This window comes from Flagellimonas sp. MMG031, assembly GCF_040112705.1.
Taxonomy (GTDB): Bacteria; Bacteroidota; Bacteroidia; order Flavobacteriales; family Flavobacteriaceae; genus Flagellimonas.
In genome coordinates this window covers 2632179-2658529 of record NZ_CP157804.1, presented here as the reverse complement: position 1 = coordinate 2658529, position 26351 = coordinate 2632179, and the positions used below count along the sequence as shown (strand labels likewise).

The 26351-nt window shown below is 45.0% G+C and carries 20 protein-coding genes; 12 read left to right on the top strand and 8 right to left on the bottom strand.

The window, feature by feature from the left end:
• Positions 1-118 precede the first annotated feature (118 nt).
• From ABNE31_RS11985 to ABNE31_RS11940, 10 genes are all read left to right on the top strand, one after another.
• Positions 119-1315 carry an Nramp family divalent metal transporter gene (locus ABNE31_RS11985; protein WP_349351301.1) on the top strand — a complete coding sequence of 399 codons (1197 nt, stop codon included), beginning with the start codon at positions 119-121 and terminating at the stop codon, positions 1313-1315.
• Positions 1316-2056, top strand: a complete 741-nt coding sequence (gene pxpA / locus ABNE31_RS11980) for a 5-oxoprolinase subunit PxpA (RefSeq protein ID WP_349351300.1) — start codon at positions 1316-1318, stop codon at positions 2054-2056.
• Positions 2056-2790 carry a 5-oxoprolinase subunit PxpB gene (pxpB, locus tag ABNE31_RS11975; RefSeq protein WP_349351299.1) on the top strand — a complete coding sequence of 245 codons (735 nt, stop codon included), beginning with the start codon at positions 2056-2058 and terminating at the stop codon, positions 2788-2790. The genes pxpA and pxpB overlap by 1 nt, the downstream gene beginning before the upstream one ends.
• Complete coding sequence (locus ABNE31_RS11970; RefSeq protein WP_179383815.1) at positions 2783-3622, top strand: biotin-dependent carboxyltransferase family protein; 840 nt, start codon at positions 2783-2785, stop codon at positions 3620-3622. The genes pxpB and ABNE31_RS11970 overlap by 8 nt, the downstream gene beginning before the upstream one ends.
• Positions 3623-3981: 359 nt before the next feature.
• The gene (gene ilvD / locus ABNE31_RS11965; RefSeq protein ID WP_293287816.1) at positions 3982-5658 is read left to right on the top strand and encodes a dihydroxy-acid dehydratase; all 1677 of its coding nucleotides are present in this window, start codon (positions 3982-3984) and stop codon (positions 5656-5658) included.
• Positions 5659-5694: 36 nt separating this feature from the next.
• Complete coding sequence (gene ilvB, locus ABNE31_RS11960; RefSeq protein WP_349351298.1) at positions 5695-7428, top strand: biosynthetic-type acetolactate synthase large subunit; 1734 nt, start codon at positions 5695-5697, stop codon at positions 7426-7428.
• Between the two features lie 74 nt (positions 7429-7502).
• Positions 7503-8030: an acetolactate synthase small subunit gene (ilvN, locus tag ABNE31_RS11955; RefSeq protein ID WP_179383812.1), complete on the top strand. Its 528-nt coding sequence runs from the start codon at positions 7503-7505 to the stop codon at positions 8028-8030.
• A 24-nt stretch (positions 8031-8054) separates the two neighbouring features.
• The gene (gene ilvC / locus ABNE31_RS11950) at positions 8055-9530 is read left to right on the top strand and encodes a ketol-acid reductoisomerase (protein WP_349351297.1); all 1476 of its coding nucleotides are present in this window, start codon (positions 8055-8057) and stop codon (positions 9528-9530) included.
• 16 nt (positions 9531-9546) lie between these two features.
• Positions 9547-10812 carry a threonine ammonia-lyase IlvA gene (gene ilvA / locus ABNE31_RS11945; protein ID WP_349351296.1) on the top strand — a complete coding sequence of 422 codons (1266 nt, stop codon included), beginning with the start codon at positions 9547-9549 and terminating at the stop codon, positions 10810-10812.
• A gap of 159 nt (positions 10813-10971) precedes the next feature.
• Positions 10972-12564, top strand: a complete 1593-nt coding sequence (locus ABNE31_RS11940) for an NADP-dependent glyceraldehyde-3-phosphate dehydrogenase (protein WP_179383809.1) — start codon at positions 10972-10974, stop codon at positions 12562-12564.
• Between the two features lie 222 nt (positions 12565-12786).
• On the opposite strand, the gene leuB is transcribed toward ABNE31_RS11940, so the two are convergent.
• The 5 genes from leuB to ABNE31_RS11915 all read right to left on the bottom strand — a co-directional run bounded on the left by leuB (position 12787) and on the right by ABNE31_RS11915 (position 20269).
• Entirely contained in the window at positions 12787-13845 is a 1059-nt protein-coding gene (leuB, locus tag ABNE31_RS11935) for a 3-isopropylmalate dehydrogenase (RefSeq protein WP_349351295.1), read from the bottom strand.
• A gap of 50 nt (positions 13846-13895) precedes the next feature.
• The gene (locus ABNE31_RS11930; RefSeq protein ID WP_293287830.1) at positions 13896-15413 is read right to left on the bottom strand and encodes an alpha-isopropylmalate synthase regulatory domain-containing protein; all 1518 of its coding nucleotides are present in this window, start codon (positions 15411-15413) and stop codon (positions 13896-13898) included.
• A gap of 30 nt (positions 15414-15443) precedes the next feature.
• Positions 15444-16040, bottom strand: a complete 597-nt coding sequence (gene leuD, locus ABNE31_RS11925) for a 3-isopropylmalate dehydratase small subunit (RefSeq protein WP_293287833.1) — start codon at positions 16038-16040, stop codon at positions 15444-15446.
• Between the two features lie 74 nt (positions 16041-16114).
• Positions 16115-17527, bottom strand: coding sequence for a 3-isopropylmalate dehydratase large subunit (gene leuC, locus ABNE31_RS11920; protein WP_293282492.1), 1413 nt, complete (start codon positions 17525-17527; stop codon positions 16115-16117).
• A 201-nt stretch (positions 17528-17728) separates the two neighbouring features.
• A complete protein-coding gene (locus ABNE31_RS11915; RefSeq protein ID WP_349351294.1) occupies positions 17729-20269 on the bottom strand; it encodes a DUF559 domain-containing protein in 2541 nt (846 codons plus the stop codon).
• Between the two features lie 91 nt (positions 20270-20360).
• Between ABNE31_RS11915 and ABNE31_RS11910 the strand changes: the two genes are divergently transcribed.
• Both ABNE31_RS11910 and ABNE31_RS11905 read left to right on the top strand, forming a co-directional pair.
• Complete coding sequence (locus tag ABNE31_RS11910) at positions 20361-22406, top strand: M1 family metallopeptidase (protein ID WP_349351293.1); 2046 nt, start codon at positions 20361-20363, stop codon at positions 22404-22406.
• Positions 22403-23317, top strand: coding sequence for a patatin-like phospholipase family protein (locus ABNE31_RS11905; protein ID WP_349351292.1), 915 nt, complete (start codon positions 22403-22405; stop codon positions 23315-23317). The genes ABNE31_RS11910 and ABNE31_RS11905 overlap by 4 nt, the downstream gene beginning before the upstream one ends.
• Position 23318: 1 nt before the next feature.
• Here ABNE31_RS11905 and ABNE31_RS11900 read toward each other — a convergent pair whose 3' ends face one another.
• From ABNE31_RS11900 to ABNE31_RS11890, 3 genes are all read right to left on the bottom strand, one after another.
• Entirely contained in the window at positions 23319-23840 is a 522-nt protein-coding gene (locus tag ABNE31_RS11900) for a hypothetical protein (RefSeq protein WP_179383801.1), read from the bottom strand.
• Between the two features lie 79 nt (positions 23841-23919).
• On the bottom strand, positions 23920-24693 hold the full coding sequence (locus tag ABNE31_RS11895) for a hypothetical protein (RefSeq protein ID WP_349351291.1): 774 nt from the start codon (positions 24691-24693) through the stop codon (positions 23920-23922).
• 37 nt (positions 24694-24730) lie between these two features.
• Positions 24731-26305: an FMN-binding glutamate synthase family protein gene (locus ABNE31_RS11890; protein ID WP_349351290.1), complete on the bottom strand. Its 1575-nt coding sequence runs from the start codon at positions 26303-26305 to the stop codon at positions 24731-24733.
• Between the last annotated feature and the right edge of the window lie 46 nt (positions 26306-26351).

Genomic DNA, 26351 nt, shown 5'->3' with positions numbered 1-26351 from the left:
ATCGTATAAAAAATCGATGTACGGCATCCCACTTTTAGACGAATGGCACTTTTTCGGATGAAATGCATGATTTGTCCATTTATACTTTTAATTTCAACCCACCAAAACCAAACCATCCATGTTTAAAAAAATAGGTCCGGGAGTTCTTGTTGCAGCAGCCTTTGTTGGGCCGGGAACCATAACCATGTGCACGCTAGCAGGAGCAAGTTTTGGGTACGCTTTGCTGTGGGCTCTCTTAGTGTCGGTAATAGCCACTATCGTGTTGCAGGGCATGGCCGGTAGGATTGGACTCATAACCCAAAGTGGCCTAGTGGACGTGGTTCGGGCAGAACTGCGAACACCATGGATTCGAAATATAGTCATCGCCATAGTGCTCGGTGCCATTTTGGTGGGAAATGCTGCCTACGAAGCGGGAAATATCGGCGGTGCCACCTTAGGATTGGAGCAGTTGTTGCCCTATCCTTCGGTTAAACCTTTTTTGCCCGCCATTATAGGAGGAATAATTTTTATGCTACTATGGTGGAGCAATTATAAGATTTTGGAAAAAATATTCATGGGCTTGGTAGGCATTATGGGTGTAAGCTTTGTTATTTGTGCCATCATCACCCAACCATCGATTGGTGAAATTGTAAAGGGAATGTTCGTTCCTAAATTGCCTGAAAACGCATTGCTTACCGTAATTGCCCTGGTGGGGACTACGGTGGTTCCTTACAATCTCTTTTTGCATGCCTCTTTGGTAAAGGAAAAATGGAATTCGCAAAAAGATCTAAAAGCAGTGCATTGGGACACTCTTATTTCCATAGGATTGGGCGGTTTGGTTTCTATGGCCATATTGGTGACTGCCGCCGCTGCACCCATCTCCGAAATCAACAATGCCTTGGATATGGCCAAGGCCTTAGAGCCCTTATTTGGACAAATGGCATTTTTGTTCATGTCCATTGGGCTTTTGGCAGCGGGAATTACCTCCGCCATTACAGCCCCTTTAGCCGCCGCCTACGTGGCCAGTAGTTGCTTTGGCTGGAAAGGCGGAATGCAGCACAAAAAATTTAAAATGGTCTGGACTACGGTACTGCTTTGCGGAGTGGTTTTCCTTTCTTTCGATATTAAGCCCATTGAGGTCATTCAATTTGCGCAAGTGGCCAACGGTATTTTGCTTCCCGTGATGGCCTTATTGCTCTTATGGGTGGTAAACAAAAAATCGGTGATGGGCCAACACCGAAACTCTGTCATCCAGAATGCATTTGGCATCGCCATCGTTGCTTTTGCCATTTTTCTCGGTGCAAAAAGTATATTAAAAGTGATAGGTTTGTTTTAAATGGATCAGTTTACCATAGATATCAATTGTGATGTAGGCGAAGGTGTAGGGAACGAAGCGCAGATTTTTCCGTACATCAGTTCGTGCAATATTGCTTGCGGCGGACATGCGGGGGATATGGAAACCATGCGTGAAATAGTTTCTTTGGCCAAGCAGCACGGACTTAAAGTGGGCGCGCATCCATCATATCCGGATAAAGCCAATTTTGGCAGAGAGGTCATGGATATTTCGAACGAAGATCTTATCCAAAGCATTCAATCCCAATTGACAGATTTTGATGAAGTGCTAAATCAGGGAGAAATTACATTGCACCATATCAAAGCGCACGGTGCCTTGTACAATCAAACGGCGAAGAACAACCAACTGGCCATTGCCTATTTGGATGCCATTGCAGCATATAAAAACGAAGCTATCCTGTATGTGCCTTTTGGTTCAGAAATCGCAAGAATAGCTCAAGAACAAGGGTTTCAAATCTGGTATGAAGCTTTTGCGGATCGAAACTATAATCCTGACCTGTCCCTAGTTTCCAGAAAAACGGAATATGCCCTTATTGAGCAACCTGAGGCAGTCTTGCAACATATTCTTCCCATCATCAAAAAAGGGGAAGTTTTAACCGTTGATGGTGGACTTCGACAAATCAGTGCGGATACGTTGTGCATTCATGGCGATACGGTTTCTGCTTTGGATATATTGATGTATCTTTCTAGAGAATTACCTCAAAATCAGGTGAAAATAGCATAGTGAAAAGTTACCCCATCAGTATAAAGCCCTTTGGTGAACGTGCCGTTCTGGTAGAATGGCCCAAAGAGGTGAGTGAATCCATTTTGGCCGACATTCTCGACTTTATGGATGCGTTTAAAGAGCTGGAAATCCCAGGTTGGGAAATGTCCGTAGCCTATAATTCCTTGACCATGGTCTACAATCAGGACCATATCGATTTTGAGGAAACCAAAAAGATGATTGCGGAATGCCAAGAGCGTCAGGCCCAATCCAAAACAGAACGGATACAGCATTTATGGACACTGCCCGTTTGCTACGATTTGGAATTTGGAATGGACCTCGAAGATGCTTCCAAAACCTTGGGGCTTTCTCCCGAAGCGCTCATCGAACAGCATACTTCCCATCAATATGTGGTGTACGGCATCGGCTTTTTGCCCGGCTTTATGTATTTGGGCGGACTTCCTGCTTCTCTGGAAATCCCTCGCCGTGCCGAGCCGAGGTTAAAGGTTCCCAAAGGCTCGGTAGGACTTGCCAGCAAACAAACCGGAATTTATCCACAGGAATCTCCCGGCGGCTGGAACATTATCGGAAACTGTCCAGTGGATCTATTCGACCCCAAAAAGGATGACCCTTGCTTTGTGAAGGTAGGGGACAAGATACAGTTTGAATCTATTTCAAAAGCGGAATACAAACTTCATAAAATCGAGGGCGAAGTAGGTATATATGAACCCGAAAAAGTGGTGCTGAATGCTTAAAGTATTGAAACCTGGCCTTTATTTGACCATCCAAGACCTTGGAAGGTTCGGACATCGGGATATTGGTGTGCCCATAGCTGGGGCCATGGATGTGGAATCGGTGAAGAAGGCCAACCTTTTGTTGGAGAACGATGAGAACGATGCGGTTTTGGAAATTACCATGACGGGTCCGACCCTTCAATTTGATACCGATACGTATATTAGTATGTCTGGTGCCCATATCGCCGCCACTCTTAACAATGAGCCTGTTGATACCTACACCGTAATCAAAGTGGGCAAGGGCGATATTTTGTCCTACGGTCGTCTGGAGAAGGGTTTCAGGGGATATTTGGCCGTGAAGGGAGGTTTTCAAACGGAAAAACTGCTCCACAGTCGCTCACAGTTTTATCCCGTTACCAAGTCGGCCCGACTTAAAGATGGCGATGAGGTCCCTTACAAGGAAACCAAGTCCTACGAACCCAAAATATCGGAAGTCAAGATTGAAGAGCATTTTGAAAGTAATGTGCTCAAGGTGTACAAAGGTCCCGAGTTTTCGTTGCTTTCGGACGGGCAGTTGACCGAGATCTTTACCAAGACCTATCATGTTTCCAAGGAAAACAATCGAATGGCCTATCAAATTTCGGAGCTCATCGCAGGGCATTCGCATACCATGCTTACTTCCGGGACCTTGCCGGGCACTATCCAGCTTACGCCAGCAGGCCGTATGATCATTTTGATGAAAGATGGTCAAACCACCGGCGGTTACCCACGTATTTTGCAACTCTCAGAAGCGTCCATCTCCATTTTGGCCCAAAAGAAGTACGGGGATGAATTGCGGTTTAAACTGATTTAAAAAAATCTCCAAGGCCTTCGTACCAAAAACAATTATTTTTTGTACCATTGGTGTATGAAAATAAATAACCAAGTCATCGTAGCTGTCATTATTATTCCCAAAACGGGGTGATATGGACTTGCTATTGACTTAAAAGGCCTGTATCCCACACGATACAGGCCTTTTTTATTTCCAAGAAAATTAATTGAATGTTGGATTTTTAAACCATCTAAAAGTTTGAAAAACAGTAATTTATGTATATTATGTTTCCAGTGGATTTAAACAGCGAACAACTGTTAAAAATCTAGGGCTTTTTAAACATATATCTTTGAATTACTGCATTTATTTAGGAGAATGTGGTATTTGAATGAATTTTTACAATGGAATTGAACAAGTTTAGTAAAAAAGTGACACAAGACCCAACGCTGCCAGCGGCCCAGGCTATGTTGCATGCGATTGGATTGACAGATGAAGATTTACAAAAACCTTTAATCGGGATAGCGAGTACAGGTTACGAGGGAAACCCCTGTAATATGCACCTCAATGATTTGGCCCTAGATGTGAAAAAAGGGGTAGAGTCCTCCAATTTGGTCGGTCTTATCTTTAATACCATTGGAGTTAGCGATGGGATATCAAACGGAACACCAGGTATGCGGTATTCGCTGCCATCAAGGGATATTATTGCCGATTCCATTGAAACCGTAATCCATGCCATGAGCTATGACGGCTTGGTCACCGTGGTGGGGTGCGATAAAAACATGCCGGGAGCCTTAATGGCACAATTGCGTTTGAACCGCCCATCCATTTTGGTATACGGGGGAACCATTGCTCCGGGTTGCCATAACAACAAAAAATTGGATATTATCTCGGCTTTTGAAGCTTATGGACAAAAAGTGGCCGGTGCCATAGATGAAAAGGAATACAAGGAGGTCATCCACAAGGCATGCCCGGGAGCTGGGGCCTGTGGCGGCATGTACACCGCAAACACCATGGCATCCGCAATAGAAGCCATGGGGATGTCCATGCCCTTCAACTCATCCATTCCAGCGGTGAACGATAAAAAACAAGCGGATTGCGAAGCTGCAGGAGCGGCACTGTACCATTTATTGAAAGAAGACATCAAACCAAGGGATATCGTAACCAAAAAGTCATTGGAAAATGCGTTTAGGTTGGTTACTGTACTTGGGGGTTCCACCAATGCAGTGCTTCACTTTATGGCCATTGCCCATGCCGCGGAAGTGGATTTCTCTTTGGAGGATATCACACGCATCAGTGAGTCCACCCCTTTGCTGGCCGATTTAAAGCCCAGTGGCAAATATTTGATGGAAGACCTGCACAATGTTGGAGGGGTGCCTGCTGTACTGAAATACATGTTGAAGGAAGGGATGTTGCATGGGGACTGTATGACCGTTACGGGAAAAACCTTGGCCGAAAACCTATTGGATGTTCCCGATTTGGCCGAAGGGCAGGACATTATCCGAAAAAAAGAACAACCTATTAAGGAAACCGGACATATTCGCATTTTAACCGGGAACATCGCCACAGAAGGCGCCGTTGCCAAGATTACGGGTAAAGAAGGACTTGAATTTACGGGAACCGCCCGCGTATTTGATAGCGAGGTCGCGGTGAACGAAGGCATCCATAACGGAAAAGTACAAAAAGGCGATGTAGTGGTCATTCGCTATGAAGGACCAAAAGGAGCACCAGGTATGCCCGAGATGTTGAAGCCTACATCTGCCATCATGGGAGCGGGACTTGGAAAGGATGTAGCCTTGATTACCGATGGTCGATTCTCCGGTGGTTCACACGGATTTGTGGTGGGCCACGTATCGCCCGAAGCCCAGGTAGGAGGCGGTATTGCCCTGGTGAAAGATGGTGATGAAATTACCATCGATGCCGTGAAGAATACCATTAATGTGAATATTTCAGACGAAGAGCTCGAAAAAAGAAGAAAAGAATGGAAGCAACCTGAATTGAAGGTCAAATCAGGAAGCTTGTACAAATATGCCAAAACGGTGTCATCCGCAGCAAAAGGCTGTGTTACCGATTTGTTCTAACAATTACAAAAGGGGTATCTCCCTAAATTTAGGCTTATGGAGACATTAAAAGCACAAAAAAAAGATAGCAAAACGCAAAATAGCATCCGAATAACAGGAGCAGAGGCCATCATTCACTGTTTGCTTGCTGAAGGAGTCGATTTAATATACGGTTATCCCGGTGGGGCCATTATGCCTGTTTATGACGAGCTATATAAGTTTCAGGATAAATTGACGCATATTTTGACCCGTCACGAACAAGGGGCCACCCATGCTGCGCAAGGCTATGCAAGGGTGACAGGCAGGGTAGGTGTGGCCATGGCTACATCGGGTCCTGGAGCCACTAATTTGGTGACAGGGTTGGCCGATGCACAGATTGATTCTACCCCCATGGTTTGCATTACTGGGCAGGTGACACGAAGCCTTTTAGGTTCCGATGCCTTCCAAGAAACCGATATTGTGGGGATTTCGACCCCTGTGACCAAATGGAATTACCAAATCACTCGTGTGGAAGAGATCCCAGAAATCATGGCGAAGGCATTTTATATTGCCAAATCGGGACGGCCCGGACCTGTTTTGGTGGACATCACCAAGAATGCTCAGTTTGATGAGCTCGATTTTGTGTATGAAAAATGTACCAAGGTCAGAAGCTACAAACCCGTTCCCACTCCTGAATCGGGTAGCTTGGAGAAAGCAGCGGAACTCATCAATAGTGCCAAAAAACCATTTATCGTATTTGGGCAAGGGGTGATTTTGGGCGAAGCGGAGGCAGAGCTCAAAGCCTTCGTGGAAAAAACGGGAATTCCTGCGGCTTGGACCATTCTTGGTCTTTCGGCCATGGATACCGACCATCCATTGAACGTGGGTATGGTGGGAATGCACGGCAATTATGGACCCAATCTGCTCACGAACGAATGCGATGTGCTTATTGCCATTGGAATGCGTTTTGATGACCGGGTCACCGGTAATTTGGATACCTACGCCAAACAGGCCAAGGTCATTCATTTTGAGATAGACCCTGCAGAAGTCAATAAAAACGTAAAGGTAGATGTAGCGGTTTTGGGAAATTCCAAAGAAACATTGCGCGATATTCTCCCTTTGGTGGATAAAAAAGAGCACAGCGCATGGAAGGCAGAGTTTGATAAAATGTATCAAATCGAATACAATGCCTTGATCGATAAGGACATTCACCCGACCAAGGAAGGGTTGACCATGGGCGAGGTCATTGAGCAAATCAATTTGGCGTCCGGCCACAAAGCGGTGATGGTCTCCGATGTTGGTCAGCATCAAATGATTGCTTGCCGTTACGCCAAGTTTAAACAATCCAAGAGTAATATTACCTCCGGAGGTCTGGGCACCATGGGATTTGGCCTTCCGGCAGCTATCGGAGCCAAAATGGGCGCCATGGACCGCGAAGTGGTGGCCATTATCGGTGATGGAGGCTATCAAATGACGATTCAGGAACTCGGAGTTATTTTTCAGCACAATGTGCCCGTTAAAATTGTGGTACTGAACAATGATCACTTGGGCATGGTGCGCCAATGGCAAGAACTATTCTTTGATAGGCGTTACGCATCCACCGTTATGACCAACCCCGATTTTGTAAAGATTGCGGAAGGTTATCACATTCAAGCCAGAAGGGTGACCGAAAGGGGAGACCTTCAAGAAGCGGTGCAAGAGATGATGGCATCCAAAAATCCATATTTCTTGGAAGTAAAAGTGGAGAAAGAGGACAATGTGTTCCCAATGATTCCATCAGGTGCATCTGTTTCGGACATCAGATTGAAGTAAAAATGAATAGAAAAGGAAACTTGTAGGGTGATGTTTTATCAAACCTAACAAGTCACAAAGCATATCAAAACACTATGGAAAAACAATGGTATACCATCTCGGCATATTCCGAAAATCATGTGGGATTGCTCAATAGGATATCGGGAATATTCTTAAAGCGACATATCAATATAGAAAGTTTAAATGTCTCAAAATCAGAGATTGAAGGTGTTTCTAAGTTCACGATTGTGGTTTTTACCACCGAGGAGTGGACACGGAAAATCGTTGGTCAGATAGAAAAGCAGGTTGAGGTCATCAAGGCCTATTATCACACCGATGATGAGACCATCTATCAGGAATCGGCATTGTTCAAAATTGCTTCGCATTTGTTGTTCGATGAACGACAGATTCAAAACATCATCAAAGAAAGCCATTCGCAGATCGTGACCGTAAACCGGGAGTTTTTTGCGTTGGCCAAAACAGGGCGTCGGCACGAAATAGATGAAATGCACGAAGCATTGGAGCCTTATGGTATCCTTCAATTTGTTCGATCAGGGCGGATTGCGGTCACCAAGGCCACCATGCCCATAAGCGAAATGTTGCAAGAATTTCAAGAAAACTAAATAGCATAAAATCAAATATTAAAAATGGCAAATTACTTTAACACACTATCACTTCGCGAACAACTGACACAGTTGGGAAAATGTAGATTTATGGATTCCAGCGAGTTCGCTGATGGTGTTACCGCATTAAAAGGAAAGAAAATTGTAATCGTGGGGTGTGGTGCCCAAGGGTTGAACCAAGGATTGAACATGCGCGACTCTGGGCTGGATATCTCTTACGCCCTTCGGCCAGCAGCTATCAAGGAACAACGTCAATCTTACAAAAACGCAAAGGAAAACAACTTTACGGTAGGAACGTATGAAGAATTGATTCCGACTGCCGATTTGGTCATCAACCTGACACCGGATAAACAACACACCAATGTGGTAAGCACAGTAATGCCTTTGATGAAGCAAGGCGCCACCTTGTCCTATTCGCATGGTTTCAATATCGTGGAAGAGGGAATGCAAGTGCGTGAAGACCTTACCGTAATCATGGTAGCGCCCAAAAGTCCAGGTTCCGAGGTGCGTGAAGAGTACAAAAGAGGATTTGGTGTACCCACCTTGATTGCCGTTCACCCCGAAAACGACCCGGAAGGAAAAGGTTTGGAACAAGCCAAAGCCTATGCTGCGGCAACGGGAGGGGACAAAGCCGGTGTATTGGAATCATCATTTGTGGCAGAAGTAAAGTCGGATTTGATGGGAGAGCAGACCATTCTTTGTGGTTTGTTGCAGACAGGGTCTATTCTTTCGTTCAACAAAATGGTGGAAAAAGGTATCGATGAAGCCTATGCCTCCAAATTGATTCAGTATGGATGGGAAACCATCACCGAAGGATTGAAGCAAGGTGGAATCACCAATATGATGGACCGTTTGTCGAATCCCGCCAAAATCAAGGCATTTGATTTGGCCGAAGAATTGAAGGAAATCATGCGACCCTTGTTCCAAAAGCACATGGACGACATTATGAGCGGCCACTTCTCCAAAACCATGATGGAAGATTGGGACAATGGCGATAAAAACCTATTGGATTGGAGAGCTGCAACGGGAGAGACCGCTTTTGAAAAAACACCTGCTGGGGATATGAATATTTCCGAGCAGGAATATTATGACAATGGGGTATTGATGGTCGCTTTTGTAAAATCTGGGGTGGAATTGGCCTATGAGACCATGACCGAATCCGGAATCATTGGAGAGTCAGCCTACTATGAATCGCTGCACGAAACCCCATTGATCGCCAACACCATTGCTAGAAAGAAATTGTTCGAAATGAACAGGGTCATTTCCGATACTGCGGAATACGGCTGTTATTTGTTCGACCATGCTTGTAAGCCATTATTGGCAGATTTTATGAAGAATGTGGACACCGATATCATTGGCAAACACTTTGGCGAAGGAAAAGATACAGGGGTGGACAACGTTCGACTGATTGCAGTGAACAAGGCCATCCGTGAGCATGATGTGGAAGTGGTCGGTGCCAGATTGCGTGCTTCCATGACAGCCATGAAGCCCATAGGATAACAAAACCATTGGTCCCATGAGCGAAACGGTGGAAACATACTTTCCGCAAATAGCGGATATTTATCAAGCGGCAAAGACCATTGCCCAAGTGGCAGAGGTAACCCCTTTGCAGCAAAGTATCCGCTATTCCAAATCCCATGGGGCCAATATTCTTCTCAAGCGTGAGGATTTACATCGCGTACGAAGCTACAAGATTCGTGGTGCGTACAACAAGATCAGTTCACTTAGTAAACAACAACTGGAGAGCGGAGTAGTTTGCGCGAGTGCTGGAAATCACGCGCAGGGCGTTGCCTTTGCCTGTAGCCATTTGCAGGTGAAAGGAACCATTTACATGCCCGTAGTGACTCCAAAACAGAAAATTGACCAAACAATGATGTTTGGAGGGGAATGGGTGGATGTTGTTCTGGAAGGGGATACGTTTGACGATTCCAAAAAGGCGGCTGAATTGTTTTGCGAGCAAGAAAGCAAAACCTTTGTGCATCCCTTTGATGACGAAAAAACCATAGAGGGACAAGCCACTGTTGGTTTGGAAATGTTGCAACAGTCACATGTACCTATCGATTATGTGTTTGTGGCCGTTGGCGGTGGCGGATTGGCATCAGGGCTTTGCGGAACCTTCCAGGCCTTATCGCCAAACACCAAAATTATAGGGGTAGAACCTGAAGGAGCCCCGTCCATGCTAAAATCCATGGAACAAGGGGAGTTGGTGGAGCTGGAAAACATCGATAAGTTTATTGATGGAGCGGCAGTGCAAAAAGTCGGTTCGTTGACCTATCCTATTTGCAGGGACTATCTACACAAAATGGTCACTGTTCCCGAAGGAAAAGTGTGCCAGACCATCTTGGATCTTTACAATAGGGATGCCATTGTGGTGGAGCCCGCTGGAGCACTCACCATTGCTGCTTTGGATGATTTCAAGGAAGAAATCAAGGGCAAAAATGTGGTTTGTGTGGTAAGCGGAAGCAACAACGATATTACCCGAACGGCCGAAATCAAGGAAAGGGCCTTGCTCTACGCCCAATTGAAGCATTATTTTATTGTGAGGTTTCCCCAGCGACCCGGCGCGTTGAAGGAATTTGTGGTCGATATTTTGGGCCCCAACGACGATATCACGCACTTTGAGTATTCCAAAAAGTCAAGTAGGGAAAATGCCCCGGCGATTGTAGGGGTAGAGCTAAAATCCCCAGAAGATCTTGAACCCTTAATGCAGCGGATGAAAGACAACAACTTCTTTGGGGATTACCTGAACAACAAGCCTGATCTTTTTCAATATTTGGTGTGATGCCACCAACATTTTCAAGCATCATTATGATAAAGTTTGGTTTCCTGTCCAACACTAAGTGTTTCCACAGAATCAACATGATTTTCAATGGTTTTTGTGTTAGCTTTGTGTAGTAGAGGTGACCATTTATGAACACTAATCGCTTAAAATCAATAACTCATGGCGAAAACGAAACCAGCAATACCAGAAGCTTTTCAAATCACTGAAGAGATACATCAAAGAACATATTTAGTAAACGGGGAACTCCGTAAATGGGACGGAGCTACTAGTCCAGTGGTTTCTACCATTTCCTCAACGGATGAATACGCACCCACCCCATTGGGAAGTATTCCCGATATGGGCGAAGAAGAGGCCATGGAGGCTTTGGATGCCGCTTTGGCGGCTTATGACAAGGGTCAAGGGCTTTGGCCTACCATGAAGGTGAAGGACCGGATTGAGTGTATGGAGACCTTTGTAAAGAAAATGGAGCAAAAGCGCGAGCAGGTCGTAAAGCTGTTGATGTGGGAAATTGGGAAGTCCAAACCGGATTCCTATAAAGAGTTTGACCGAACTGTTGAATACATCTACGACACCATCGAAGATTACAAGCAATTGGACCGTGACTGTGCCAAATTCCAGAAACATGACGGGGTCTACGCCCATATCCGTCGTGGACCGCTCGGGGTGGTATTGTGCCTTGGACCATACAATTACCCCTTAAATGAAACCTTTGCCTTGTTGATTCCCGCCATTATTATGGGGAACACTACCATTTTTAAGCCAGCGAAGCATGGCGTTCTTTTAATCACACCTCTTTTGGAGGCTTTTCAGAGCAGTTTTCCCAAGGGAGTTGTAAATATACTTTTTGGTCGCGGAAGGGCGGTAGCGGCGCCCATAATGAAAACGGGAAAGGTGGATGTATTGGCTTTGATCGGCAACAGTAAATCTGCCAATGCATTGCAGGACCAGCATCCAAAAAGTAACCGATTACGGTTGGTCTTGGGCTTGGAGGCCAAAAATCCGGCTATTGTGCTGCCCGATGCCGAGTTGGATTTGACCATCAATGAGTGTATTTCGGGCACCTTATCCTTTAATGGGCAGCGATGCACAGCCTTGAAGGTGGTTTACGTCCACGACGAGGTAAAGGATGAGTTCTTAAAGCGCTTTTCGGAGAAAGTGGATGGATTAAAGTTTGGAAATCCTTGGGATGATGGGGTGCAGTTAACGCCACTACCCGAACCAGACAAACCAGCTTACATACAAGAGCTTTTGGATGATGCTTTGGCCAAAGGAGCCAAGATCATCAATAAAAAAGGAGGGAAGCATTTCGACAATTATATCTGGCCGGCGGTGCTGTATCCTGTTACCAAGGATATGCGGGTCTACCAAGAGGAGCAATTTGGCCCCATTATACCAGTGCTTTCCTTTCAGGATATCGAAGAGCCTTTGGATGATATGGCAGAATCCAACTACGGACAGCAAGTGAGCTTGTTTGGAAAGGATGTGTATAGCTTATCGCCGCTCATTGACACTTTGGCCAACTTGGTCTGTCGTGTAAACCTGAACAGCTCTTGTCAGCGTGGACCGGATGTGTATCCGTTCACGGGTAGAAAGGACTCCGCCCAGTCCACTTTGAGCGTGCACGATGCATTGCGTTCCTTCTCTATCCGAACCTTTGTGGCATTCAAGGACAACAACTTGAACAATCAGACGGTGGAGCAATTGTTGGAGGCTAAGGTGAGCAACTTCTTGAGTACGGACTACATTTTGTAAAAAAAAGTGTCAGTTTGAGTTTTTTCCAAAGGAATAACTACCTGCCTACCGGTGGCAGGTCGGGAACAAGATTTAAAATGATGAAGTTCTGATTCTCGATACATTTTTCGTTTCACTCATAACACTCGAATTGACGAATTTCTAGTCATAAAACCATTTTGGAATCGGAATAAAAAAAGCCCCGATTTTCGGGGTTTTTTTTAGGTTTTTATGTGGGGTTAATCAAATATGTTTTGCCAACCAGTCCCCAACTTCACTGGTCTTGTAGGCTTTCCCGCCCTCGGCTAGATCCTCGGTAACCACTCCTTCGGCCAAAGACTTATTGACCACCTCACGGATGGCTTCTGCCTCATCTTTAAGACCAAATGCCGTTTCGAACATCATGGCTGCGGATAAAACTGTTGCCAACGGGTTAGCGATGTCTTTTCCGCCCGCTTGCGGATATGAACCGTGGATGGGCTCAAACAGTGAGGTTTCCTCTCCCAAGGAAGCGGAGGGCATCAACCCCATAGAACCTGAAATCACCGAAGCTTCATCGGTTAGAATATCCCCAAACAAGTTTTCGGTGATTAAAACATCGTAGGCACTTGGCCATTGTACCAAGCGCATGGCTACGGCATCCACAAATTCATAGGAAACTTCTATTTCAGGATATTCTTTTTCCAACTTTTGAACGGTTTCCCTCCATAAACGGGAAGTTTCCAAAACGTTGGCCTTATCCACACAGCAGAGTTTTTTGGAACGCTGCATCGCCATTTCAAAACCTTTTCTGGCCAATCGCTCCACTTCTGCACGGGTGTAGGTGCAGGTATCGTAGGCGGTATTGTCATTATCCTCACGACCTCTTTTCCCAAAATAGATACCTCCTGTCAGCTCACGTAAGAAAACCAAGTCCGTTCCTTCAATACGCTCTCTTTTCAACGGTGATTTTTCAATCAGGGACGGAAAGGTGAACGTTGGCCGAACATTGGCAAAAAGCCCCAATTTTTGACGCATTTTCAGCAAGCCTTGCTCGGGACGCACTTTGGCCGATGGATCATTGTCAAATCGAGGATGGCCAATGGCACCAAAAAGAACGGCATCAGCAGCTACGCATATTTCATGGGTTTCGTCGGGATAGGGCTCTCCCACAGCATCAATGGCAGCAGCACCTGTCAGTGCAGGAGTCCAGCTAATTTCATGACCGAACTTCGCGGCGACGGCATCAGATACTTTTACGGCTTGATCAATTACTTCGGGGCCAATTCCATCTCCGGCCAAGAGCGCTATGTTTAATTTCATTTTTTCAATTATCAATTATCAGTTTTCAATGAACAACTCTCAATGTTCGGTTATACGAGATTCAGCATTTTTTCCGTGGCCTTAATGGCGGATACCGTTTGGTCTGAATCCAAACCTCGTGTGGTAAAGTCCTTTTCTTTGGTTTGCCAAGTAATAACCGTCTCGCAAAGTGCGTCGGAGGTACTGCCTGGCGGTATCCGAACGGCATAATCTACCAGTTTGGGCAATTCGCGACCTTCTTTTTTGTACACTTTTTTCAAAGCGTTGATGAAGGCGTCGAACTGACCGTCACCTTGTGCATTTTCCTCATACGTTTTCCCATCGATTTCGATGGAAAGGGTAGTGGAGGGCTTCAACCCCTTGGAATGCGTCAACACATATGATTTGACGAAGACCTTTTGTTGATGCAAATTACTGTCCAGCACATCGGAAATAATATAGGGTAGGTCATCTTTGGTGACACGCTCTTTTTTATCTCCTAGCTCGATGATACGTTCGGTAACCTTTTTTAGCTCATCATCGTTAAGGGTCAACCCCAGCTCCTGAAGATTCTTCTGAATATTGGCCTTGCCCGAGGTTTTACCTAAGGCATATTTGCGTTTTCTTCCAAATCGTTCGGGCAAAAGGTCATTAAAGTAAAGATTCTTTTTACTGTCTCCATCTGCATGTATGCCAGCGGTTTGGGTGAAAACATTATCCCCGACAATGGGTTTATTATCCGGAATGCTTATACCCGTAAAGGCGGACACCAGCTTACTTACTTTGTAAAGGGAAGATTCTTTGACGCCAATCTTTATTTCTGGTAAAAAATCGTTGATAACGGCCACTGCACTCGCCAAAGGCGCATTCCCTGCGCGTTCGCCCATGCCATTTACGGTAAGATGCAAACCATGAACACCAGCCTTCAAAGCCTCCATCACGTTGGCTACGCTCAAATCATAATCGTTGTGACCGTGAAAATCAAAATGGGTGTTGGGGTATCTTTGGATGATTTCCTTAAAGAATGCACCTGTCTCGGTATGGGTCAGCACGCCCAAAGTGTCCGGAAGCAAAATACGTTTGATAGGCTGTTGGGTCAGAAAATCCAAAAACTGAAAAACGTAGTCTTTGGAATTGCGCATTCCGTTGCTCCAATCCTCTAAATACACATTGGTGTCTATGCCAACTCGATGAGCTTCTGAAATAACTTTTTCAATTTCCGTAAAGTGCTGTTCAGGAGTCTTTTTAAGCTGATGGGTTAAATGATTTAACGAACCCTTGGTCAATAGGTTTTGGACCTTGGCTCCGGCATCTTGCATCCATTTTAAGGAAACACCATTATCCACAAAGGTCAATACCTCTACTTTGGATAAATACCCTTCCGCAGCGGCCCACTCCGTAATATTTTTGACGGCTTGCAATTCCCCATCCGAAACCCGTGCGGATGCCACTTCGATGCGGTCTACTTTGAGCTCTTCCAACAAGAGCTTGGCCAAGGTAAGCTTTTCCGAAGCGGAAAAGGAAACCCCAGAGGTCTGTTCACCATCCCGAAGGGTGGTGTCCATAATTTCTATGGTGCGTTTTTTCATTTGGTGTGCCGTAGTGTTCCGAGCTGTGGCTTAAAGGGGCGTGTTTTCGGCGTATTTTTCAATATCGTCCTGAATGTTCAATAGGTAGTCGATATCATCAAAGCCATTGAGCATATTGTCTTTTTTGTACCCATTGATTTCAAAACCTTCACTTTCTCCCGTAGCCAAAATGGTGATTTTTTCTTCGGGCAGGTTGATTTCAAACTCCGCTTTGGGGTCGGCTTCAATAGCCTTAAAAATTTTGTCCAAGAACTCTGGGCTTACCTGAACGGGTAGCACCCCGATGTTCAAACAGTTGTTTCTGAAAATATCAGCAAAGAAACTGGATACCACACAACGGAAGCCGTAATCGTACACCGCCCAAGCTGCGTGCTCCCGGGACGAACCTGAACCAAAATTTTTGCCGCCCACCAAAATTTTTCCTGAATAAATCGGATTGTTCAGTACAAATTGCTCCTTTGGTGTGCCATCCGAATTATAGCGCCAATCACGGAACAGATTGTCCCCGAAACCTTTCCGCTCCGTCGCTTTCAGAAATCGGGCCGGGATGATTTGATCGGTGTCCACATTTTCGATAGGTAGGGGTACCGCTGAACTGGTTAGTATGTTGAATTTATCGTAAGCCATCTTGTTTTCAATTTTCAGTTATCAATGTTCAATTAACAATGAGTTGCTAATTGCTTATTGTGCATTGTTTATTCTTAAGCTAAAACTTCTTCCTGCATCAGTTCCCTTGGGTCGGTCACCTTTCCGGTAACGGCAGCCGCAGCGGCCACCAATGGACTTGCCAACAGCGTGCGGGCTCCAGGTCCTTGACGTCCTTCAAAATTTCTGTTCGATGTACTCACCGCATATTTGCCTGCAGGAATTTTATCATCGTTCATGGCCAGGCAAGCGGAACAGCCGGGCTCTCTCAATTCAAAACCGGCCTCGGTCAAAATATCCAAAATACCTTCACTCTTAATGGCTTCTTCCACCTTGTGGGAACCGGGTACCAACCAAGCGGTTACATTGTCGGCTTTTTTTCTTCCTTTGATGATGGAAGCAAAGGCCCTAAAATCCTCGATTCGACCATTGGTACAGCTTCCCAAGAACACAAAATCAATAGGTTTGCCCACCATGGCCTCTCCTTCGTTGTAATCCATGTATTCCAAGGATTTTTTGTACGTGGCAGGAGAACCATCGATGGTTTCCGCCAATGGAATATCCTTGCTGATTCCGATGCCCATTCCCGGATTGGTTCCAAATGTGATCATGGGTTCAATCTCGTTGGCATCAAAAGTTACTTCTTTATCAAAAACGGCATCTTCATCGGAATAGAGGGTTTTCCAGTACTCCATGGCCGCATCCCAATCCTTTCCTTTGGGGGTATATTCCCTTCCTTTGATGTATTCGAAGGTTTTCTCGTCCGGGGCGATCATTCCACCACGGGCTCCCATTTCAATACTGAGGTTACAGACCGTCATTCGGCCTTCCATGGACATATTTTTGAACACATCCCCTGCATATTCCACGAAGTAGCCTGTGGCTCCAGAGGTGGACAGTTTTGAAATGATGAACAAAGCCACATCTTTTGGTGTTACCGCCTTGTTCAATTCACCGTTCACGTTGATGCGCAGGCGTTTCGGCTTGGGCTGCATAATACATTGGGTAGACAGCACCATTTCTACCTCGCTGGTTCCGATGCCAAATGCAATAGCACCAAAGGCACCGTGGGTAGAGGTATGTGAATCGCCACAGACGATGGTGGCACCAGGCACGGTGATTCCGTTTTCAGGACCAATCACGTGCACAATTCCATTTTTCTCATGGCCAAGTCCCCAATAAGGTATGTTGTGTGCATTGGCGTTTTCTTCCAGAGCCCTCAACTGATTGGCGGACAAGGGGTCCTTAACGGGCAAGTGCTGGTTTCGTGTAGGGGTATTGTGGTCCGCGGTCGCAAAGGTACGCTCTGGGTACAATACCTTAATTCCTCTGTTCTTCAATCCCAAAAAAGCTACGGGACTCGTGACTTCGTGCACCAAATGCCTATCGATGAAGAGTACATCCGGGCCATTGTCGATATGCTTTACTACATGGGAATCCCAAACTTTATCAAATAGTGTCTTGCTCATTGTATCTTCCATAATTTGTAAGCCTACGAAGTTAAAAATTGTATATAAACCCGTTTTTCGGTCCCTTATAAAATTACGATGTTCAACGGCAATTTCAAGCCATTATTTTGAAAATAAAGTAGGGGTAAGGGTTGATTGTCAACCAGTAATGACGTATTTATGGATACGGGTGTATGCTATCAATTACAAACCTTATCTGCATCAACTAATGTAATTCCAAATGGTAGTGTTGGCCATCATTTTGGAATAGGCACTTAAAATGGGTGCGTTTTCCACTTTTTCCAAACGGGGGTCATCTTTTAGCAATTGAATGGCGTGGTAGCGTGCGGTTTTCAAGATTTGATTATCCTTTACAATATCCGCGATTTTTAGATTGAGCATACCGCTTTGTTGTGTGCCCATAAGGTCACCGGGACCTCGAAGCTTCAGGTCCACCTCCGCAATTTCAAAACCATCGTTGGTGCGCACCATGGTCTGCAATCGGGTTTTGGCATCTTCGGACAGTTTATGGCCCGTCATGAGGATACAAAAACTTTGCTCGGCGCCTCGGCCCACACGTCCACGTAGCTGATGCAATTGGGACAGCCCAAACCGCTCGGCACTTTCAATGATCATTACAGAGGCATTGGGGACATTTACGCCCACCTCGATGACCGTGGTGGCAATCATAATTTGGGTCTCGCCTTTTACAAAACGTTCCATTTCATAATCCTTATCGGCCGGCTTCATTTTTCCGTGCACAATGGAAATCTGATACTCGGGCTGCGGAAAATCACGTACGATGCTCTCATAGCCATCCATCAGGTCTTTATAGTCCAATGCTTCCGATTCTTGGATGAGTGGATACACAATGTAGATTTGCCTTCCTTTTTTGATTTCATCTTTGATGAACCGGAATACTTTCAAACGGTTACTATCGTATCGATGTACCGTTTTAATGGGCTTTCTCCCTGGTGGGAGCTCATCGATGACCGAAACATCCAAGTCTCCGTAGAGGCTCATGGCAAGGGTTCTGGGAATTGGGGTGGCTGTCATCACCAAAACATGGGGGGGTACGGCCCCTCCATCCTCCCCAACGGGGAGACTATTGAGCACTTCCTCTATTCTTTTCACGACGGAATCTAGGGCTCCGATGACTTCTTCATTTTTAAAGCGAATTAACTTGTACCCAAAATCGTTCAGTATGGCTGTGCGCATGGCATCAGCTTCCTTTTGCATTGGGTCATTGTGGTATCCGCCATCAACTTCTACAATCAGTTTTTTGTATAAGCAGACAAAATCGACGATAAATTCATCAATTACGTGCTGTCTTCTGAACTTTGCACCTAGCTTTTTTGTCCTTAATTGCTCCCAAAGAATACGTTCTGCTTCAGTACTGTTCTTTTTGCTCTGCTGCTGGAGCTCTTTTAAGATTTTATAGGTTGAAGGTCTGGCTGTTTGATATTTATAACGGATTTCTTCCACCCTCCCTTTGGGAGGGAGCTCGGGAGGGCTTCCTTTGCGCCATAGCTTCGATCGCTGTGCCACACCAAATCGATGTTGCTCGTCCACAATGGCCAAGCCTAGATTCTGAAACTGGACTTTATCCTCCAGAAGGGCATGTGTACCTACCAAAATGTTCAAGTTCCCATTCTCCAGTTGATTGTGGAGGAGGGTGCGTTCGGATTTTTTCGTGGAACCTGTCAGTAGGGCAATTTTAACATCCATGCCTACCAACAACTCCTTGAGTCCATTATAATGCTGAGTGGCCAAAATTTCGGTCGGGGCCATCAAACAGGCTTGAAACCCGTTGTCAATCGCGAGCAACATGCACATTAAGGCAACAATGGTCTTGCCCGAGCCCACATCACCCTGCAACAAACGGTTCATTTGGGCATTGCTGCCCAAATCGTTCCGTATTTCCTTAATGACCCGTTTTTGTGCGTCGGTGAGCTCAAACGGAAGGTGGTTTTCAAAGAATTCGGTGAATTTTTCGCCCACGGCCCCAAAAGGCATTCCCTTGATCTTTTGTTTGCGCCTTAAATTTTGGGATATGAGTCGCAATTGCACAAAGAACAATTCCTCAAACTTTAATCTAAACTGTGCTTTTGCCAACAATTCTTGATTCTTCGGAAAATGGATGTTAAAGAGCGCAGAACTCTTCGAAATCAGCCGTAACTCCTCCATGATCGTGGGAGAAAGTGATTCAGGAAACTTTCCCTTGCACTCCAAAAACAACTGTTGTATCATTTTACTGATGACCCGATTGGTGATTCCCTTGTTGCTCAACTTTTCAGTAGATGGATAAATAGGCTGCATGACCATTTTTAATCCCTGTTGATGCTTTTGCAGCGTTTCCATTTCTGGATGAGGCATGGAGAAGGTACTTCCGTATTTGTTCACCCGGCCAAATACTACATAGGGTTCGTTCAATTTTAAACTTTCCTTGATCCATTTGTGCCCCCTAAACCAAACAAGGTCCATTTGTCCCGTTTCATCCACAAAAGTGGCCACCAAACGCTTCCCTCTTTTCTGTTCCACCATTTTTATGTGGACAATTTTTCCTATCACTTGCACATCGGCACCGCTGGGTTGAAGCTGGTTGATCTTATAATAGCTTGTCCGGTCCAGATAGCGATTGGGGAAGAGGTGCAATAGGTCCCTAAAGGTCTCAATGCCCAGTTCGGCCCTGAGCACATCGGCCCTATTGGGGCCAACACCCTTTAAATAGGCTATGGGAGTTTGTAGAAAATTGGGATTCATCGAACTAAAATATGTAATTTGGAAGGACTTTTGATAAGATGATGGTATGAAGCTGAGCCCCATAGTTATTTTTTTACTGCTTGTGCAATCAATGTCCGCCCAAATTCAGGATAAGGTGGACTTTTTGCATGCCCAAGTTTGGATTGAACCTGAACCCGTTGAAAACCGTATTCACGGCACTGTTACTTATCGGTTTGAAGTAATCAAGGATGTAGATTCCGTTTATCTGGATGCGGTAAATATGGATTTTTCCAAGGTTTTTATTGATGGCAAAAAAATGGACTACGTGTATGACGGTAAAAAAATGACCATCAAAACGGACCTCAAAAAAGGAGGACAGCATGATTTATCCTTGGCGTATGTGGCAAAACCAAAACAAACGGTATATTTTTTAGGGTGGGACGATGCTGTTAGGAACAATGAGCAGGTCTGGACCCAAGGACAGGGCAAATACACCAGCCACTGGTTGCCAAGTTTTGACGACATGACCGAAAAGGTAGAGTTCGACCTTAAAATTACGCTGGAACAAGCATATACGGTAATTGCCAATGGTAAACTGATAAAAAAAGAGCCTTTGCCCAACTCCAATGGGTATACTTGGCAATTTGATATGGAAAAACCGATGAGCAGTTATTTGGTGGGCTTCGCTATTGGCAACTACAACAAAAAAACGGTCGAATCGTCCTCAGCCATACCCATTGAGCTTTATTACGAACCTACAGATGTTGAAAAGGTGGAGCCTACCTACCGATACACTGAAGCCATTTTTGACTTTTTGGAAACCGAAATTGGTGTGCCCTACCCATGGCAAGACTATAAGCAGGTCCCCGTTCAGGATTTTTTATATGCAGGGATGGAGAACACCACCTGTACCATTTTTTCCAATCAGTATGTGGTGGATTCCATCGCTTTTGTGGACAAAAATTACGTCAACATCAACGCCCACGAACTCGCGCACCAATGGTTTGGCAATCTGGTTACCGAAACCAGCAGCGAGCACCACTGGCTACACGAAGGTTTCGCTACCTTTTATGCCTATTTGGCGGAAAAAGACATTTTTGGAGAGGATTATTTTTATTGGAGGTTATTGGAAACAGCCAAGGCTTTGGAACGTTTTTCGGGGGATGATAATGGCGAGGCACTGCGCAATCCCAATGCCGGGAGCCTGACCTTCTACGAAAAAGGGGCATGGGCCTTAGTGATGCTCGAGGATAGGATAGGGGAGGAAGCCTTTAAAAAAGGGATTCAGAACTATTTGGAAACCTACGCCTTTAAAAATGTGACCATTCCCAATTTTATGGATGAAATGGAGAAGGCTTCGAATATGGCTCTTGCCGATTTTGAAACAATCTGGCTGGAAAACACCCATTTTCCGTATGACGAAGTCGTTTCCTTTTTAAAGAAGAAAAACACTTCCATTCAAACCTATTTCGAGCTAAAGGATAGGATTGGGGAGGAGCCGGAACAAGTGGAGTCCGTTTTGAAGAGAGCCTGGAAAAAATTGAAGTCCACCCAACTAAAGGAAAATCTGGTTTTGGATTATGGCTCCAAGTTATCGTCGGAGTTTCTAAGTTCTATCCTTGATTCTGAAGATGTAAAGGTAAGGCAGGCCGTGGTGCTTTCCCAAGCTAAAATTCCAGCTGAGCTAAGATTACAAATGGAAAGCCTATTGAGGGATGACAGCTATACAACCATCGAAGCTGCTTTATACCGGTTATGGTCGGATTTTCCACAGAACAGAAGCAGGTATCTCAATGAAACAGATAACATCACTGGTTTTTCCAACAAGAATATCCGCTTGCTTTGGTTGACATTGGCTTTGGTGACCCCAGAGTACAATCCTGATTTCAAAGCTTCGTATTTTGATGAATTGAGCGGTTACACCAGCTCCGAACATCATTTTGAAACCCGATTGCTCGCATTTGAATACCTCAAAAATATAGGAGGCTTTACCGATACCACCTTGAAAAACTTGGTGGAAGCCTGTAGCCATCATGTATGGCACTTTAAAAAATCGGCCCGGGAAATATTGAATGGCTTTTTGCAATCCGAAGGGAACACAGCCCGTATTAAGGGACTTTACCCTTTGTTAAGTCAGGAAGAAAAACAATATTTGGAGAAAACTTTAGCTGAATGAGGGCATTGGTCATTTCGGGAGGAGGTAGCAAGGGTGCCTTTGCGGGCGGCGTTGCCCAATTTTTGATACAAGAAGCCAAACGGGACTATGATTTGTTTGTGGGAACCTCTACGGGAAGCCTTTTGATTTCCCACTTGGCCCTAAATAAATTGGACAAGATCAAGGATATTTACTCCAATGTGAATCAGGATAGCATTTTCAATAACTGTCCTTTCATTATCAAAAAGAAGCATGGTGTTGAAACCATTGCCATCAATCACTGGAATGTGCTTCGAAACTTTTTGAAGGGAAAAAAGACCTTTGGGGAGAGCGAAAACCTTCGGAAACTCATTCGAAACTCCATTACTATTGAGGAGTTCAACGAATTGAAAGCAAGCAAAATGGATGTGGTGGTCACGGTCTCCAATCTCTCTTTGAACCAAGTGGAATACAAGTCTATCAACGATTGCACCTATGAGGAGTTCTGCGATTGGATATGGATTTCGTCCAACTATACCCCATTTATGAGTTTGGCCAAAAGGAACGGTTGCGAGTATGCCGACGGTGGACTGGGAACTTTGGTACCCATTGAGGAGGCACTTTTACGAGGGGCGACCGAAGTGGACGTAGTGGTGCTCCATACCGAAGTCAACCACCTGAACCGCCTGTCTTCCAAAAACCCTTTTGATTTGATTACGACGATATTTGGCTTTATGCTGGACCGTATCGAAAACCAAAATATCCGAATCGGAAAACTGGTGGCCAACCAAAAGGATGCCATCATTAATTTTTATTACACCCCAACGGTGCTCACGACCAATTCCCTTATTTTTACTAAGGAACGCATGACGCTGTGGTGGAAACGGGGCTATCTGTATGCCAAAAACAAAAATGAGGAAACAAGCCCCATTGAGCCCGAAAAGCAGGAATAGCCTATTTCCAGAGCTCGCTTACCTCTTTTTTAACATAGGCTAGGGCCGCGCTCGATGGCGATTCCCGCTCCATGGTTTGGTTCAGGATGTCCTCTCGCAATTTATCGGGCGAATCCGTTTCGCTCATGCCGGCCGAACGAATAATCTGTATGGTGGTGTTCTTGGCTGTTTTGATGATGCTCCAACAAGCATCCGACATATAAATCTGCTGCGAAAGATTATGTTCAAATTCCGTTTCAATCTGTTTGATCAACAAATTTTCGTAGTCACTTTTATTTTTGCTGGTAGGAGCCACACGAACTACAAGATTGTTCAGTGTAATGCGTTCCAAGAACAGGGCCATACGCTCATAGGCTTGCAACCGAATGGGCAGGGTTTCCTTTTGCGAATCTTTGTGCAATAAAAAACGTCTGCGGCCATCTTCGTTGCGCGTATGCAGTCTGAAAAAATAAAAGGCCACTGCTCCGGTAACCACGGCTGGCAATAAAAAGGCGAATAGCTGAAGGATTTGATCTCCACTCATAAGGTAGTATGGTTTTTTTTTGTTGATTTTACACTACCAAGAACGCATCAAAACCACAAAAAGTATATTGATTTTTGCCTTATTGGGCCGCTTTGGCACTTTCTTTGGCTTGGGCATAAAAACCTTTGTAATCGGGCTGCAGTCTGATGTTCACTCCTTCCTTAAAGTTCCCATCCTTGGCCGAAACCGCGATACGCTCCGCAGGAATTTCCAAATTGGTGACCAATTCCGATGCTACGGAAGCAACTTGATTGAATGTAGGACCAAATTCACCGGTGATGTTCAAACCTTGGACTTCTGTCTTAAAATTCGGATTGGATTTGATCACTTTTGCTACACTTGCCAACCATGTCTTGCCCTCTTCGGTGAGTTCGGTAGCCGTATCCGAACCAAATAGTCCGTTCAAGCTATTGCTGATGACAATGACTCCACCTTCCACGGCAACATTGGCGTTTTCTCCCAACGTCTGTTTAATACGTGTTAAGGACACAATGGCAGTGGAATCGTTGGCCGAAATCATATCGTTGATTCCACTCAACTGTTTTTCTTTTCGGGCCAAAGCTGCCATGGCCTTATTGACGTTTTCGGAATTTTGTTTGGAGAGTTCCGAGAAGTTGCTCAAATTCCCCAAAAGCGTAGCGTTGGCATCGCGTAGGCTCACATTTTCGGCCCTTAGCGCTTCTGCCTCCGCACTGCTGGAAGATATTTCACGTTTGGCCTTTGCCAATTCTTGCTCCACTTGCGAAATCCTGGATTTTAAGGTGTCTATCTCAGCAAAAAGCTCGCTTTTACGCTGCGCAAAAGCACTTGTGACCATTGTCAAACATAGGAGTAGGAGTAAATTTCTTTTCATAAGTAGTATAGTTACTTGTTGAATATTTGGGTTTAAATTAAAACGTTTTTTCCAAAGCTTTTTTTCCGCCTAAATGTTCGCAATCAAAAAGTTGTTGCATTGAATTAAAATTCACTTTTTCCTTTTGATAACCATAAACAGACTTTAAATCGCTGCTAAGATAATCATCATCCACATTTACTTGCACATCATCCATATTAAATTGGCAGGGATGTTCATAACCTGCGGCATGGGTAATCTCCAACAACTCCTTTCGAAAGGTTTTGAAGTATTGCGCCAACCTATCGGATTTTAGAGGTACATTGATGCCCTTTTGCAGCCATTTGTTTTGGGTCGCAACACCGGTGGGGCATCTATTGGTATGGCATACTTGCGCCTGAATACAGCCAATGCTCATCATGGCCTCTCGTGCTACATTGATACAATCTGCTCCCATGGCAAACGCCATTGCGGCTTTCCCTGGGAACCCCAATTTACCGCTACCTATAAATACGATGCGCTCCGTTAGTCCGTGCTCCATGAAAAGGCTGTACACTTTGGAAAACCCGTACGTCCACGGTAATGAGACATGGTCTGCAAAGCTTGGAGGTGCGGCTCCGGTTCCTCCTTCGCCACCATCAATCGTGATGAAATCAGGTCCTTTCCCTTTCTTTTTCATCAAATCTGCTAGCTCCTCCCATTGCTCAATTTTACCAATAGCCGCCTTTATTCCAACTGGAAGACCAGTTTCTTCGGCAATGGATTCAATCAATTCCAAAAGCTCGGGAATATTGCTAAATGCTTTGTGGGTAGGAGGGGAGATTACATCTTTACCTACCTCTACTCCCCGTATATCAGCGAGTTCATGGGTGATTTTGGAGCCGGGAAGTACTCCGCCCTTACCCGGTTTTGCACCTTGGGAAAGTTTGATCTCAATGGCCTTGATACAAGGATTTTCATCTACCAGCACTTTTAATTTGTCCATGGAAAAGCCACCTTCCCTTGAGCGAACACCAAAATAGCCTGTACCAAAATGAAAAATAACGTCACCGCCTTGTTTGTGGTAAGGAGAAAGTCCTCCTTCTCCTGTATTGTGATAAGCTCCACATTGTTCTACACCTTTGTTCAACGATTCAATGGCAGCAGCGGATAGCGACCCAAAACTCATGGCCGAAACATTGATAATAGAAGCCGGGCGATATGGTTTTCTACGCTGGTTATAAGCACCCATTACTTTGGCGCAGGGCAAGAAATAAGGTTTCTTTTTGTTGGGGTGCGTTTCGGGCATTTGGAATCCGATCATTGCATTTTTTATAAAAATATGCTGGTGCTTGTAAATATCCCTATCCGTTCCGAAACCTTCATAATTGTTCTCTTTTTTTGCTGATGCATAAATCCAACTTCGCTCAATACGGTTGAATGGAAGCTCCTCCCGATTATTAGCTACGAAGTACTGGCGCATTTCGGGGCCTATACTTTCCAGCCAGTACCTAAGATGTCCCACAATAGGATAATTATGTGATATCGTATGTGCCTTTTGAAAAAAGATATCACGTATAGCGACCGAGAACAAAAAAATCAAAACCCAGGCCCACCAGGGAATGTAACCGATAAAATCAAGGAATGAATGCATTTATATGGTTTGAAGGATTACCTACAAATATCAAGCCCCAATATCC

Coding starts and splice junctions, on each gene's coding strand:
- ilvN (WP_179383812.1), top strand. CDS start 7,503: ATGGAAAAACAATGGTATACCATCTCGGCATATTCCGAAAATCATGTG.
- ABNE31_RS11915 (WP_349351294.1), bottom strand. CDS start 20,269: ATGAATCCCAATTTTCTACAAACTCCCATAGCCTATTTAAAGGGTGTT.
- ilvC (WP_349351297.1), top strand. CDS start 8,055: ATGGCAAATTACTTTAACACACTATCACTTCGCGAACAACTGACACAG.
- leuB (WP_349351295.1), bottom strand. CDS start 13,845: ATGAAATTAAACATAGCGCTCTTGGCCGGAGATGGAATTGGCCCCGAA.
- ABNE31_RS11910 (WP_349351293.1), top strand. CDS start 20,361: ATGTCCGCCCAAATTCAGGATAAGGTGGACTTTTTGCATGCCCAAGTT.
- ABNE31_RS11895 (WP_349351291.1), bottom strand. CDS start 24,693: ATGAAAAGAAATTTACTCCTACTCCTATGTTTGACAATGGTCACAAGT.
- ABNE31_RS11900 (WP_179383801.1), bottom strand. CDS start 23,840: ATGAGTGGAGATCAAATCCTTCAGCTATTCGCCTTTTTATTGCCAGCC.
- ilvB (WP_349351298.1), top strand. CDS start 5,695: ATGGAGACATTAAAAGCACAAAAAAAAGATAGCAAAACGCAAAATAGC.
- ABNE31_RS11970 (WP_179383815.1), top strand. CDS start 2,783: ATGCTTAAAGTATTGAAACCTGGCCTTTATTTGACCATCCAAGACCTT.
- ABNE31_RS11905 (WP_349351292.1), top strand. CDS start 22,403: ATGAGGGCATTGGTCATTTCGGGAGGAGGTAGCAAGGGTGCCTTTGCG.
- ABNE31_RS11890 (WP_349351290.1), bottom strand. CDS start 26,305: ATGCATTCATTCCTTGATTTTATCGGTTACATTCCCTGGTGGGCCTGG.
- pxpA (WP_349351300.1), top strand. CDS start 1,316: ATGGATCAGTTTACCATAGATATCAATTGTGATGTAGGCGAAGGTGTA.
- ilvD (WP_293287816.1), top strand. CDS start 3,982: ATGGAATTGAACAAGTTTAGTAAAAAAGTGACACAAGACCCAACGCTG.
- leuD (WP_293287833.1), bottom strand. CDS start 16,040: ATGGCTTACGATAAATTCAACATACTAACCAGTTCAGCGGTACCCCTA.
- ABNE31_RS11940 (WP_179383809.1), top strand. CDS start 10,972: ATGGCGAAAACGAAACCAGCAATACCAGAAGCTTTTCAAATCACTGAA.
- ABNE31_RS11985 (WP_349351301.1), top strand. CDS start 119: ATGTTTAAAAAAATAGGTCCGGGAGTTCTTGTTGCAGCAGCCTTTGTT.
- ABNE31_RS11930 (WP_293287830.1), bottom strand. CDS start 15,413: ATGAAAAAACGCACCATAGAAATTATGGACACCACCCTTCGGGATGGT.
- ilvA (WP_349351296.1), top strand. CDS start 9,547: ATGAGCGAAACGGTGGAAACATACTTTCCGCAAATAGCGGATATTTAT.
- leuC (WP_293282492.1), bottom strand. CDS start 17,527: ATGAGCAAGACACTATTTGATAAAGTTTGGGATTCCCATGTAGTAAAG.